General features: G+C 62.1%; 10 protein-coding genes. 2 read left to right on the top strand and 8 right to left on the bottom strand.

Annotated features, from left to right (window positions below; all coding sequences use genetic code 11):
• Positions 1-19 precede the first annotated feature (19 nt).
• The gene (locus tag LOY54_RS17935; RefSeq protein ID WP_258607451.1) at positions 20-979 is read left to right on the top strand and encodes an alpha/beta hydrolase; all 960 of its coding nucleotides are present in this window, start codon (positions 20-22) and stop codon (positions 977-979) included.
• Between the two features lie 75 nt (positions 980-1,054).
• Here LOY54_RS17935 and LOY54_RS17930 read toward each other — a convergent pair whose 3' ends face one another.
• From LOY54_RS17930 to pvdM, 6 genes are all read right to left on the bottom strand, one after another.
• Positions 1,055-3,514, bottom strand: coding sequence for a TonB-dependent siderophore receptor (locus tag LOY54_RS17930; RefSeq protein WP_258607450.1), 2,460 nt, complete (start codon positions 3,512-3,514; stop codon positions 1,055-1,057).
• 93 nt (positions 3,515-3,607) lie between these two features.
• Positions 3,608-5,257 (bottom strand): cyclic peptide export ABC transporter, encoded by a 1,650-nt coding sequence (locus LOY54_RS17925; RefSeq protein WP_123565538.1) that lies wholly within the window; start codon positions 5,255-5,257, stop codon positions 3,608-3,610.
• 14 nt (positions 5,258-5,271) lie between these two features.
• Positions 5,272-6,618 carry a lysine N(6)-hydroxylase/L-ornithine N(5)-oxygenase family protein gene (locus tag LOY54_RS17920; protein WP_045194596.1) on the bottom strand — a complete coding sequence of 449 codons (1,347 nt, stop codon included), beginning with the start codon at positions 6,616-6,618 and terminating at the stop codon, positions 5,272-5,274.
• 112 nt (positions 6,619-6,730) lie between these two features.
• Positions 6,731-7,594 carry a formylglycine-generating enzyme family protein gene (locus tag LOY54_RS17915; protein WP_045194593.1) on the bottom strand — a complete coding sequence of 288 codons (864 nt, stop codon included), beginning with the start codon at positions 7,592-7,594 and terminating at the stop codon, positions 6,731-6,733.
• Positions 7,595-7,606: 12 nt separating this feature from the next.
• Positions 7,607-8,878 (bottom strand): aminotransferase class V-fold PLP-dependent enzyme, encoded by a 1,272-nt coding sequence (locus LOY54_RS17910; RefSeq protein WP_258607448.1) that lies wholly within the window; start codon positions 8,876-8,878, stop codon positions 7,607-7,609.
• Positions 8,879-8,895: 17 nt separating this feature from the next.
• Positions 8,896-10,245 carry a pyoverdine-tailoring dipeptidase-like protein PvdM gene (pvdM, locus tag LOY54_RS17905; RefSeq protein WP_258607447.1) on the bottom strand — a complete coding sequence of 450 codons (1,350 nt, stop codon included), beginning with the start codon at positions 10,243-10,245 and terminating at the stop codon, positions 8,896-8,898.
• Positions 10,246-10,470: 225 nt separating this feature from the next.
• Here pvdM and LOY54_RS17900 point away from each other — a divergent pair, with 225 nt between their 5' ends.
• Complete coding sequence (locus LOY54_RS17900) at positions 10,471-10,881, top strand: hypothetical protein (RefSeq protein ID WP_258607446.1); 411 nt, start codon at positions 10,471-10,473, stop codon at positions 10,879-10,881.
• 39 nt (positions 10,882-10,920) lie between these two features.
• On the opposite strand, the gene pbpG is transcribed toward LOY54_RS17900, so the two are convergent.
• Together pbpG and LOY54_RS17890 are read right to left on the bottom strand one after the other, a co-directional pair.
• The gene (gene pbpG, locus LOY54_RS17895) at positions 10,921-11,844 is read right to left on the bottom strand and encodes a D-alanyl-D-alanine endopeptidase (protein WP_082075415.1); all 924 of its coding nucleotides are present in this window, start codon (positions 11,842-11,844) and stop codon (positions 10,921-10,923) included.
• A 228-nt stretch (positions 11,845-12,072) separates the two neighbouring features.
• A complete protein-coding gene (locus tag LOY54_RS17890; protein WP_093381111.1) occupies positions 12,073-12,255 on the bottom strand; it encodes a hypothetical protein in 183 nt (60 codons plus the stop codon).
• Positions 12,256-12,494 lie beyond the last annotated feature (239 nt).

The raw sequence follows: 12,494 nt of genomic DNA, 5'->3' as shown, positions 1-12,494 counted from the left end.
CACCGTTTAGGAAGCTCAAATGTCTTTGCACCCTGATCTTGCTGATTTCCTCGACCTGGCCGAGGAAAGCCGCGGCCCGCTCGATCTGCCTTTTCATCAACAAACCCCGGAGCAGGCCCGGGCCGCGTTCGAGCAGACTACCCAGCAACTGCGCTGGCCCGTCGAGCAGCGGCTCGACTGTCAGGAACTGACGGTCACCAGCCGCGACGGCGGCGCGGTGCCGGTGCGCCTGTATCGTGCCCGGCAATGCGAGGGGGCCTTGCCGTTGCTGGTGTACTTCCACGGCGGTGGCTACGTGGTGGGCAGCCTGGATTCGCACGACGGCGTTTGCCGCGAGTTTGCCGCAGGCGGCCAATGTGCGGTGCTGTCGGTGGGCTACCGGTTGGCGCCCGAACACCGTTTTCCGCAGCCGCTGCTCGATGGCGAGGATGTCCTGGCCTGGTTGCCCGGCCAGGCCCGGGCCCTGCAGCTGGACCTTGCCCGGGTCGCGTTTGCCGGCGACAGTGTCGGCGCGACCATTGCCACCGTGTTGGCGACCCAGGCTGCCCAGGCGGGGCCGGACGCGGCGCTGCAGCCGCGCTTGCAACTCCTGTGCTATCCGGTGACGGATGCCTCCCGGCGCAGCGCCTCCATGGAGCTGTTCGCCGAAGGCTACTTGCTCGAGAGCCAGACGCTGGAGTGGTTCTACCAGCACTACCAGAGTGCTGCGCAAGACCGCTGTGACTGGCGCTTTTCGCCGTTGCTGACAGATAAGCTGAGCAACGTTGCCCCCGCCTGCATTGCCCTGGCCGGGCTTGATCCGCTGCTTGATGAGGGCCGGGCCTATGCACGCCGGCTGCAGGAGCAGGGCGTACCTGTAACGCTCAGGGAATACCCCGGCCTGACCCACGACTTTTTGCGCCTGGGCTCGGTGGTTGGTCAGGTCACGGACATCTACACGCAGTTATGCACAGACCTGCGCCAGGCGTTCGAGCGTTGAGGCAAAGGTTTCACCCTGGCCATGAAAAAGGGGCACTGAACCGACGTTCAGTGCCCCTTTTTCCTGTGCCCTGGATCAGAACGAATACTTGAGGCTGGCCATCACATTGCGCGGCTCGCCGTAGAAGGTCGAACCGTAGGAGCCCATGCCGCTGAAGTACTTGCGGTCGGTCAGGTTGTTGAGGTTGATGTTGCCGCGCAGGTTGTCACTGAAATCGTAACCGGCCAGCAGGCCGACCAGGGTGTAGCCCTTCTGGTCGAAGCGGGCGGGGATTGCGCCGGGGCCAAAGCCCAGGGTGGTGTCGTAGTAGATATTGCTCTGCCACGAGACGTTGCCACCCACTGTCATGCGGTTGAGCAGGCCGGGCAGGCGATAGGTGGTTGCGAACCGGGCAATCTGTTCAGGCTGGGTGGTGCTGACCTTGTTGCCGTCCTTGTCTTCGGAGGTGCGGTAGGTGTAGCCACCATGAACATTCCAGTCGGGAAGCAGTTCACCCGAGACTTCGATTTCAAAGCCTTTGGTGGTAGCGCCTGACACCGCCTTGTAAGCCGTGGCGTTGGGAATGTCCACACGCAGGCCGTCGGCTTCGGCGACGTTGTCCTGCTTGGAGGTGAACAGCGCGAGGCTGGCGTTCAGGCGGCCCTCGTAGTATTCGCCCTTGATCCCCACTTCGTAGCTTTCACCGGTCAGTGGCTCCAGCGGCGTGCCGTTGCGATCGGGGTTGAACGGTTGCGGTTTGAAGATATCGGCGTAGCTTGCGTAAACGGTGTGGTAGTCGTCCAGGTCATAGGTGATGCCCGCGTAGGGGGTGACCACGCCACTTTCGCGGGAGTTGTAATGGGTGTTGGGGTTGGGCAGCAACGGGTTGAAACCATCCTGGTTCCAGTAGTGGTCGGTGACCCGTGAACCGAGAATCACGTTCAGCCGGTCAGTCGGTTTGAGGATGGTCGCAAAGTACCCGGCACGCTCACGGGCAACGGTGTCGTAAGGCACGGTGAACAGCAGTTTGCTGGGCTTGAGCGGATTGTTGTCCCAGTTGAAAAAGTCATCGATCTTGTAACTGCCGAACGAATGGGTACCAGATTCGTTTTCGTTGCGTGCCCAGTTCAGGCCCATGACCATTTCATGGGTGCGCCCGAACAGCTGGAAAGGGCCGGTGGCATAAGCCGCTACGTCGACTTCCTTGGAGGTCGAGTAGTACTTGCTGGTAAAGGCGTTGGCCGAGTGGGTGACCGCGTCGATCTGGCCGTTGGCGGTGGCGGTGAGGTTGTCGACGTCATAGCGGCGGAAATTGGTCTCGACCTTGAGCAGCCAGTCATTTTCAAAATGGTGTTCGATGTTGGCGAAGTAGCGTTGGGTTTCGGTGTTGCTGTACGACCATTTTGCCCCGGAGTTGGTCGAACGCGACGGCTTGACCGTCGCGCCGTTGGTGTAGAACGCCGGCAGGTTGGAGTTGGTCGAGCCGTCGGCATTGCCTTTCTGATAGTCCATGCCGAAAGCGAAGGTGGTGCTGTCGGACAGGTCGGCCTCGATGATGCCGTAGAACACGTGGTCTTCACGACGCAGGTAGTCGATGTAGCTTTTTTCATCCTGAGTGGCAGCCACCATTCGGCCACGAATATGCTTGCTGTCGGTCAACGGGCCGGACAGGTCGACTTCGGTGCGGTACTGGTCCCAGCTGCCCGCGCCGGCGGTCACATGCCCCTGGAACTGCGCGGTCGGTTTTTTGCGCACGAAGTTGACCACGCCCGACGGGTAGCCGGTGCCATTGAGCAAGCCGGCCGAGCCGCGCAGGATCTCGATACGGTCATAAATGGCGGTGCCGATCAAACCGTAGTTGTCGCGCAACGGGGCGTTGGTGCTGAGGCTGGGCAGGCCGTCGAACTGAAAGTTGGAAATCTCAAAGCCGCGGGAATAAAAGGTATTGACCTCGGTATTGTCCTGGCTGACCGTCACCCCGGGCGTCTGGTTGAGCACATCGGCGATGCTCAACAGCCCTTGGTCTTCGATCTGCTGACGGGTGATTACGCTGACAGACTGCGGGGTCTTGCGCAGCGACAGGTTCATCTTGGTCGCCGTACTGGTTTCACCGGTGGTGTAGGACCCGGTGCCCTCAGTGGTAAGGCCCAGGGATGAGCTGTTGACCGTGGTGGCATCCAGGGTCAGGTCGGCGCCGCCCTTGTTGCCATGGATGGTCAGCACATCGCCTTGCAGGTTGTAGCGCACGCTGGTCCCGCCGAGCAGTTCGGCAATCGCCTGGGCAGGCTCCTTGGTGCCGTTCAGTGCGCGGCTTCTAAGCCCGGCGACGTCGTCGGGGCTGTAGAGAATCTGGATGTTGGCCTGGGTGCCGAACGCCTGCAGGGCGCTGGCCAGCGATTGCGCTGGAATTGCAAACGCGACCATCTGCGCATGGGCCTGGGCAGTGACAGCCAGGGCGCTGAGGCCGACCAGGCTGCTCAGTGCCAGTGGCCTGGTTAAAGTCCGACGAATCAGCAAAGCCCTGGTGAAGGGTGGCAAGCGGTATGCAGTGGTCAACGGAGGCTCCAGCGCGAAGGCAAACAAGTGAGAATGATTAGTATTTTTTGTAAGACGCTCTAGCAGGCCAAATCCGGAAAACTTTTTTCTTTTTCAAGCCATGGCACGTTCGGCCACGACTTGTCCGTTCTTCATCCGGATCAGTTGATCGGCGATATCGAAGTAACGGTCGTCGTGGGAAATGACGATGATGGTCTTGCCCAGGCGCTTGAGGTCGGGCAACAGCTCGGTGTAGAAAATGCGCCGGAACGTCGGGTCCTGGTCGGCGGCCCATTCATCGAACACCAGCACCGGGCGCTCTTCGATCCAGGCATTGACCAGTGCCAGGCGCTTGCGTTGCCCGGTCGACAGGTCGGTGGTGCTGAAGGCGCCGTCACGGATACTGACTTTGTGAGCGATCTCCAGGCGTTCCAGGTATTGCGAGGCCTGGGCAGGTACCTGCAGGCCGTCATTGACCAGGTCGTCGAACAGGTAATAGTCAGCAAAAATGGTGGTGAAGAGTTGCCGGTAGTCATCGCGGGCGCGATCGTCGATGACCTCGCCGTTGAGGCGGATCTGGCCTTGCTGTGGCGGGTAGAGCCCCAGTAACAGCTTGATCAGCGTGGTCTTGCCGCAGCCGTTTTCGCCGACGATGAAGACAATGTCGCCCTGGCGGATATCCAGGTTGACCGGCCCCAGGTGAAAGGGCGCGCAGCCGTCCCGGGTCGGGTAGCTGTGACAGACATCAAGCAGTTGCAGGCGCTCGACGCTCACTGTCGGCGCGCCCTGGTCGCTGAGCAGCAGGTGCGGCTCGGGCGATGAAAACTGCTCGGACAACTCGGCGATCCGGCGAAAGGCGATCTGCGCCCGGCTGACTATGGGCAGGGTGCTGACCAGATGCTCCAGCGGCCCCTTCATGTACAGCAACACCAGCACGAAGCCACTCATTACCGCTTTGTCGGCGCTCGGCCAGAACGACTGCAGGGCCAGGGCCAGGCCGATGACCACGAAGAACAGCATCGAGCCGAGGCTTTTGGCAATCACGAAAGTATTGATCGAGCGAATCTGGGTATTGCAGATATGCTCGGCAACCTTTTGTATCCCCGCGACGAACATGCGCTGGCGCCGGGGGCGGTGGATGCGCAGCTCCTTGGCGCCCTCGGCGATCGCACTGTAGTGTTTCTGCAGTTCATCCTCGGCTTCGCGAGCGGCCATGAAGCCCTTGATGCCACGAGCCCTGGCCACGTACTGGATCACCGTGCCGATGCCGATTGCCAGCAGCATCATGACAAACATTGGCCAGGACAGCATTGCCAGGTAACCCAGGCAGCCCAGGGTCACGGTCAGGGAAATGGCCAGGGGCGCAAAGGCGAAGGCGAACGAGCTGATGGTATCGATGTCGTGGGTCAGCACCGGAATCAAGCGATGGCTGCGGTAGCGTTCGATCTGCCCGATCGGGGCGCTGAGGACCTTTTCCCCCAGCTCCTTGCGCAGGTTGGCGATGATCTTCTGACCGATGCGGTTGCTGCCGATATCGGACAGAATCGAGCTCAGTAACGCCACCACACACAGCCCGGCGAAACTGGCAATCAGCGACGGGCCAAGGCCTTGCGGGCTGTGCAGGCCATCGTTGATGGTCGCCAGCAAGGCGGTGACACTCAAGCCACCGATCATGCCCAGAACAATCGACACGACCACCTGCGGCCAGAAAGGGCGCAACAGCGCCAACAGCTCGCGCATTGCGCCACGGTATTGCTTGCTCATGAAGGGTTCCTGGCTCAGGCGCTGGTCAGCGCAGTCGGCGCATGGGAAGTGGCAAAAGCAGGTACTGCCTGCTTGCCCAGGGTGTCGTACAGCGACTGGCCAATTTCGGCCGCGCGAATCGGCAGCACCGAGAGCAAGGTGTCGCTCAGGCCATGGGTGGCTTCACAGAAACCCTGCAAGTACACCGCGGCCTGCAGGTCGCTACTGGCCAGGGCGCGGTAGTCGCGGCCGACGCTGTAGTCCTCCAGGTAGTCTTGTAGCGGTGCCAGCAGCTCGCGGTGCGAGCGGCGCTCGTAGCCGGTGGCGAGGATCACGGCATCGTAACGATGGGTCTGCTGTTGCCCGGTCGAGAGGTCTTCCAGGGTCAGCTCGATGCCATCGGCCGTGGCGGTGGCCGCCTGCACCTGGCGGCGGCAGAGCACGGCGTGACGGAACTGATGGGCGACCTTCTGGCGATAGAGGATGCCGTAGATGCGTTCGAGCAGGTCGATATCAACGACCGAATAGTTGGTGTTGTGATATTCATCAATCAGCTTCTTGCGCTCCGGGCTGCTCTGGTTGAACACCAGGTCGGTGTACACAGGGGCGAAGACTTCGTTGACGAAGGGGCTATCGTCGGCCGGCTTGAGCGCCGAGGCGCGCACGATCATGTCGACCTTGACCGACGCAAAGCTGTCGTTCAGATCGATGAAGGCTTCCGCGGCGCTTTGCCCCGAGCCGATGATCGCAATGCGCATGGGTTTGCCTTCGGTGCAGGGCAAGCCGGCCAGGCTGCTGAGGTAGCGAGAATGGTGGAAGACTCGCGGATCGTCCTTGAAGGCCGCAAAGATGCCGGGGACTTTCGGTGTGCCGCCACTGCCGACGACCACCGAGCGGGTCAGGCGGCCATGCTCCTGGCCCTGTGCGTCACGCGAAATGACCTTCAGGTGGCGGATCCGGCCGCTGTCGAGCACCGGCTCAATGCGCAGTACTTCTTCGCCGTAGCTGGCCTGCGTGGCGAAGTGCTCGGCGGCCCAGCGCAGGTAGTCGTTGTACTCCAGGCGGCAGGGATAGAAGGTGCCGAGGTTGATGAAGTCGACCAGGCGCTGCTTCTGGTGCAGGTAATTGACGAAGCTGTAGGGGCTGGTGGGGTTGCGCAGCGACACCAGGTCCTTGAGAAAGGAAATTTGCAGTTCGCTCTGGGTCGCCAGGGTGTTGCCGTGCCAGCGGTAGTCCAGCTGCTTGTCGATGAACAGCGCATCCAGCGCGTGACCATTGGTTTGCGCGAGCTCTTCCAGGGCAATGGCCAGGGCCAGATTGGAAGGGCCGAAGCCCACGCCGACGAGGTCGTGGACCTTCTGGGGGAAATGGATCTGGCTCATGCTATCGGTTCCTTCAGTGTCGGGGCCGATAGCCTCGAAGGCGGCCCCCGGGGCTTGGGGATTACAACGATAGGACGAGTGGCTTGCGGGACAATTTAGCGCCGTTGGCCCGTCACGGTTCGCGGACCAGGCGTACGCCAATCCAGTCTCCGCGGTTGCCTGGCAGGTTGGCGTTGCGGTTGCCGGAGCGCGAGAAAATCGGCGCCTCGCCCCAGTCGTTGCCACGAATCACCACCACCTTGCAGTCGGCCTGCTGCCAGGCACTGCCGTCGTTCGGGGCGCCTTCGTAGCTGTCGTGATAACAGTCGGCGACCCATTCGTAGACGTTGCCGTGCATGTCGTACACACCAAAGGCGTTGGCCGGGTAGCTGCCCACCGGCGAGCTGAAACTGAAGCCGTCCCTGGGCCCGTAGACGTTGGCGTTGCGGCTGATCTGGTAGTCGCCGTCCGGGTCCATGTCGAACGGGAACGGCCCGTTGCTGCCGGCGCGGGCGGCGTATTCGCGCTGTGCTTCGCTGATCAACTGGTAGCGCTTGCCGGTCTTTTTCGTCAGCCAGTCGGCATAGGCCTGGGCATCGTGATAGCTCATGCACACCGCCGGTTGTCGCGGGCCTTGCTGGTAGCGCGGCTTGCTGGCCTTGCACTCGCGGCCCGGGCGGGTGTCGCCGTCGGCAATCTTGGCCCCGGACTCGCGCAGGTAGGCGTCCCATTCACCGGCAGTTACCTGGTAGCGGCTGACCGCGAACGGCTTGGCGAAGGTCACGGTGTGTTGGGGGCCTTCGTCGGGCTGGCGGCCGACTTCGTCGTCCGGGGTGCCCATGGTGTAACGGCCGGCCGGCAGCATGACCATTTCCGGGCAGCTGCTTTTACAGTCGCGAAAGACCTTGCCCGGTTGTACCGCGTCGGCGGCCTGGGCGCTGGCGATGCTGGTCAGCAGCGCGAGTACGGATAGCGGGTAGAGCAGTGGTGAAGACATGCGAAGGCCTTTTCAGAGTTTTTTGATCAGCAGGGCCATGGCCCGATCGATTTCCTGCTCGTTGTTGAGCAGGCCCGGAGCGAAGCGAATCACCGGGCCGACGTCGCGCGACACGGCGTCGACCATTACCCGGTTGTCGACCAGGTAAGCGGCGATGGCATCGGCGTTGCGTTCCTTGACCCTGAAGAAGGTGAAGCCCGCCGAGTGTTCGCTGCTGAGCGGGGTGACCAGTTCGATGGCCTTGTGCTCTTTGAGCCGCTGCTTGAGCAGGTCGTTGAGCTGGTGGATGCGCGCCTGGACATCGGCCTTGCCCAGTTGCAGGTGCAGCTCGAAGGCCTTGCCCAGTGCCCAGCGGTGCTCGAAGGCGTGGTAGCCGCCGGGGGTCATGATGGTGGCGAAATCTTCGTCCTCGGAGAAGGTGGCGAAGGTCGGGGTCAGGTGCTGCATCTTCTCCGAGGCGGCGCAGATGATCCCGGTACCACGCGGGCCGAACATCCATTTATGGGTGCCGGCGATGAAGTAGTCGCAGTTGAAGTCGGCGAAGGTGCTGTTCTCGACACCGAAGCCATGCACGCCGTCGACCACGTAAATGATCCGCTGGTTTTCATCGCGGTCACGGTTGTGCCGGCGCACCAGCTCGCCGATCTGCCCGACCGGCAGCTTTACGCCGCTGCCCGAGTGCACCCAGGTCATGCCCAGCACCCGGGTGTTGGGGGTGATGGCCTGGTCGATCGTGCTCAGCACCTGGTCGGTGGAAATTTCCCAAGGCTGGCTGAACAGGCGCAGCTTGCGCACCTGGGTGCCTTCGTGGCGCTGGCGAAAGGCCAGGGTGCGGTTTGTGGAATAGTGCTCGTGTTCGGTGGTGAGGATTTCCTGCTGCGGGCTGACCTGCAAGCGCCCGTAAATCATCCCCAGGCCTTCGGTGGTGCTGCCGGTCAGGGCGATCTGCCGGGGCCTGACTTGCAGGTAGCGCGCCGCCCACTGGCGGACCTCGCCTTCACGCTGCCATTCGTACTGGCTCTCCCAGTCCATGCGGCTGGCCGGGTTGCGGTCGACTTCAGCGCGGTAGTAATCGATGGCTTCCTGCACCGGGCGTGGGTGGGCAGTGACCAGGAAATTGGCAAAGTGGGCGTAGTCCGGATCCAGGGGGAACAGCTGGCGCAGGTTGCGCCATTTGTCGCTGCCGCTCAGCGGCGCCGCAGTGGCCGCCAGCGCCTCGGGTAGCAACGGCAGGCTGGCGGCGAGCAGGCCGGCCTGCTTGAGAAAGGTACGGCGATCTGTCATGGCGGGCGGCTTCCGGCTCAAGGGGTGGCGGTGGCGGCAACGGGCTGGGCGGTTTTTTGCACCTGCGCCCACACCCGCAGGAAGTTGCCGGCCCACAGCTTGCCGATGTCGGCCTCGGAGTAACCGCGGGTGAGCAGTTCGGCGGTGACGTTGCGGATCTCGCTGACATCCTTGAAACCCTCCAGGCCGCCGCCGTCGTTGAAGTCGGAGCTGATGCCAACGTGGTCGATGCCGACCTTCTTCACCGTGTAGTCGATGGCATCGACAAAGTCCTTGAGGGTGGCTTTGGGTTCTTGATCGAGGATGCCGTAGAGGCTGCTGGCGTACTCGCCAAAGCGGGCCTCGGGCCAGATGGCGATTACCGCGTCGCCGGGCATCAGGGCGTTGGCCAGGCCTTGCAGCGGTTGCAGGTCGAAGCGCACGCGCAGGGCTTCGAGCTTGTCCAGGGTCGGCTTGCTCAGCGGTTTGAGGTACTGGCCAAAACCGACCACCTGGATGACGCCGCCGCTGTCCTTGATCAGCTGCATTTCCTTGTCGCTGAGGTTGCGCGGAATATCCACCAGCGCCCGCGGCGCCGAATGCGAGGCCACGAACGGCGCCTGGCTCAGGCGTGCGACGTCCTCCAAGGCCAGGGTCGACATCTGCGACACATCGATGATCACCCCCAGCGCGTTGAGGCGCTTGACCGCCTGCTCGCCCAGTGGCGACAAGCCGCCGAGGGCGTCGGCGGTGTCGTTGAAGAACGGCAGCGGGCGCGAGGAGTCGGCCCAATCGTTATTGCCGGTGTAGCTGAAGCCGAACATGCGCATGCCGCGCTTGGCCCACAGGTCCAGCTGTGACAGGTCGTGGCCCAGCGGGTAGGCGTTGAGCATGCTGATGAACACGGCGAACTTGCCTTCGCCATTGAGGCGCCGGAAATCATCCGGGGTATAGGCAATGCCGACCTGGTTGGGGAAGTCGCGGACCATGTTGCTGATGATCTTGTAGCGCACCTCCTGCTGGTGCCGGGCTTCGTCGACAAAGCCCGGGGTCGGGCGGTGCGGGGCATTGGCGCCGTTCCACAGCTCCGGCCAGCCGAAAATGGTCAACGCCGCACCCGACAAACGCCCTTGCCCGGCCTTGACCAGATCGAACTGGCCGTGGCCGTCCTTGTCGATCTCGTTGCCGGCGTTACCGAAGTTCAGCGGCACAGTGACATGGCTGTCGAACGACAGCATGTGCTCGTGCAGGGCATTGGCCTGTTCGACGATCGGGCGCGGGTAGCCGTGCTGGGATTTGAAGTACAGGTAGCCGGCGCTGGCAGCGGCCACTGCCAGGGCCAGGGGCAGGCCGATGTAGAGGGCTTTGCGGGAACGGGATGTGGTCATTGCCATCTCGACGTTAGGCTGATCGGAGCGGTTTGCCCGGTGCACAGGCGTGCCGTGGGCAAAGCTTGGGTATCAGGAGGGACGAGTGGCGTGCGGGCAAATTTATCCGGGGGGGCGCCGGGTTCAAGTTTGCGCCTATGTGGCCGATAGCTGGGTTAACCCCAATACCATCAGGACGATAGAAACATGGCAGGTTTTAGCGCCGTATCAATCAACGGGACCCCATTGAACAGCAGCATCAACACCGGCATCACCGTCACCGGCCAGGAAAGACAGGCCGGGATGGAAGCGGCGGGCGCGGTCAGCGTCGACCTGTCCAAGCTGCGTGAAAGCGTCAAGGGCGAAGAGGCCAAGGAAAAGGAAGAAGCCAGTGCCGGCGACGAACCGGCGCACATCAAGCAATTGCGCGAGATGATCAAGAAAATGCAAAAGCAGTTGGCCGAGCAGCAGAAACGCTTGCAGGAAGTCCTGGCCAGCGACATGGAGCCGATCCTCAAGGCCTCCGCTGTTGCTGCCGCGCAATCGGCGGTGGGCGCGACCACGGCGTCGATCGCCAGCGCCACGGCAACGCTGCTCAAGGCGCTGACCGAAGCCGGTGGCAGCAGCTCAGGTTCGTTGGTCAGCACCAACGCCTGAAACGAAAAAGGGCCTGTGCATGCACAGGCCCTTTTGTTTTCAGTCAGCCAGTTGCCGGTTCTGCGTGCGCTCTGACTTGTAGCGCATGGCTACTGCCGGGGCCGGCTTGGTGCTGCCGGTCTCAAGCCACTGGCGCATGCGGCTGGCGTCGGCAAAGTGGGTGTACTTGCCAAAGGCATCGAGGATCACCATGGCCACCGGGCGGTTGTCCATCTTGGTCAACAACACCAGGCAGTGGCCGGCATCGTTGGTGAAGCCGGTCTTGGTCAGCTTGATGTCCCAGTTGCTCTTGTTGACCAGGTGGTCGGTGTTGCGAAAGCCCAGGGTATAGTTGGGTTTTTTGAACGCCACGGTCTGCTCGCGGGTGGTGCTCAAGCTGCTCAGCAGCGGGTAGTTGCGCGCCGCCATCAGCAGCTTGCTGAGGTCGCGGGCAGTGGACACGTTGCTGGTCGAAAGCCCCGTCGGCTCAACATAACGGGTGTGGCTCATGCCTAATGCACGGGCCTTGGCGTTCATCGCCTTGATGAAGGCGTTGTAGCCGCCCGGGTAGTTGTGCGCCAGGGTTGAGGCCGCGCGGTTTTCCGACGACATCAGGGTGATCAGCAGCATGTCCTTGCGGTTGAGCTGGCTGCCCAGCTTGACCCGCGAATACACCCCTTTCATTTCCTTGTTCTGGGCGATGGTGACCGTGAGCATCTCGTCCATGTTCTGCTTGGCGTCGAGCACCACCATGCCGGTCATCAGCTTGGTCACCGAAGCGATCGGCACCACCCGGTCAGGGTTGTTGGCGTAGAGCACCTTGTTGGTTTGCAGATCGATCAGCAGGGCGCTGCCGGAGGCCAGGTGCAATTTCGCTGGATCGCGTTGTTGCTGGGCCGGGGGTTGAGCAGCAGCGGTCGACGTGACAGTCGCAGTACCTGTGAGCAACAGCAGCAGGCTTAGAATCGAAAGGGAAGTTTTCACGTTGAGGCTCACTAGAAGTTGTTATGTCGTTGGCTGTGCAAGGGTTTTCCCCCAAAAAACCGCTGCATTTTGGAGTATGGCTCAGATCCTGTCGATTGCCCGGGCGGTGCTATCGTGCAGATGAAAAAAACTTAATCCAAGCGCCTTTCAGAGGCCCATAAAAAGCCCCGCCAAAGGGCGGGGCAAAGGGCTGTGCGGAGCAACGCACGATAAAACAGTGGGCAGGCCTCAGGCTTGCAGGCCGGGGCCCTCGAGACGCTCGGCGAGGGCCTGGGCGGCCGGCAGGGAGGTCAATGGCCCGGAGATCGCTTCGCCATTGCGCACCAGGTACCAGCAGGCCAGCAAGCCCAACTCCCTGAGCGAGGTGGGGACGGCGCTGCCGATGACGGACATGATGTTGATAGGGGCCATTGGGGTTCCTCCCGTGAGTCATGGGCCTACCTTAGCGTCGAGTGCCGGGTGGTTGAAATCAACGCGCTTGATAGTGATCATCAGCCACGACAGTTCATAGCCACTCCTCACAGCACAACGCCGACGTCGGGGATATTTATAAGACTGCGGGAACCGAAAAAATCACACAGGTTCAGAGTAAAGGTTATGTAAGGGCCGATCAGCGGTCTGCGGCGGGCGAGGGCGCAGTGCCAGTCCGT

Origin of the sequence: Pseudomonas sp. B21-032 (assembly GCF_024748965.1) — a bacterium.
GTDB lineage: Bacteria > Pseudomonadota > Gammaproteobacteria > Pseudomonadales > Pseudomonadaceae > Aquipseudomonas.
Note: the sequence above shows the minus strand (reverse complement) of the source record. Positions and strands in the feature narration are given on the sequence as shown.

Coding starts and splice junctions, on each gene's coding strand:
- LOY54_RS17910 (WP_258607448.1), bottom strand. CDS start 8,878: ATGACAGATCGCCGTACCTTTCTCAAGCAGGCCGGCCTGCTCGCCGCC.
- LOY54_RS17925 (WP_123565538.1), bottom strand. CDS start 5,257: ATGAGCAAGCAATACCGTGGCGCAATGCGCGAGCTGTTGGCGCTGTTG.
- LOY54_RS17890 (WP_093381111.1), bottom strand. CDS start 12,255: ATGGCCCCTATCAACATCATGTCCGTCATCGGCAGCGCCGTCCCCACC.
- pvdM (WP_258607447.1), bottom strand. CDS start 10,245: ATGACCACATCCCGTTCCCGCAAAGCCCTCTACATCGGCCTGCCCCTG.
- LOY54_RS17935 (WP_258607451.1), top strand. CDS start 20: ATGTCTTTGCACCCTGATCTTGCTGATTTCCTCGACCTGGCCGAGGAA.
- LOY54_RS17920 (WP_045194596.1), bottom strand. CDS start 6,618: ATGAGCCAGATCCATTTCCCCCAGAAGGTCCACGACCTCGTCGGCGTG.
- LOY54_RS17915 (WP_045194593.1), bottom strand. CDS start 7,594: ATGTCTTCACCACTGCTCTACCCGCTATCCGTACTCGCGCTGCTGACC.